At 49.5% G+C, this 208-nt stretch carries 1 protein-coding gene; it reads right to left on the bottom strand.

What is annotated here, in order from left to right; genetic code table 11:
* Nucleotides 1-208, bottom strand: a 208-nt coding sequence (locus tag LKK83_RS20810) for a reverse transcriptase N-terminal domain-containing protein (RefSeq protein WP_324633245.1), incomplete at both ends; no start/stop codon positions are given.

The following is a 208-nucleotide window of genomic DNA, read 5'->3' as shown; positions in this document are numbered from 1 at the left end:
ACCCGTCTGGCGGGTTTGGCTTTTGAATCGAGCTTCAATTGACCTGCAAGGCTCATACGTGCTTTTGGGGACAAGGAATTAACCCCATCCACTCCCGCCGTCTTTTTGCCTTGATTATCCTGCGTGACCCTTCGTACCGCTAACACTTTGGCTGACCAACTTTTCAGCAAAATCTTTTGGAGTCCGCGAACTGTTTTAACATCGCCAC

The sequence above is a fragment of the Phormidium sp. CCY1219 genome (genome assembly GCF_035615515.1).
Lineage (GTDB): Bacteria > Cyanobacteriota > Cyanobacteriia > Cyanobacteriales > Laspinemataceae > CCY1219.
Note: the sequence above shows the minus strand (reverse complement) of the source record. Positions and strands in the feature narration are given on the sequence as shown.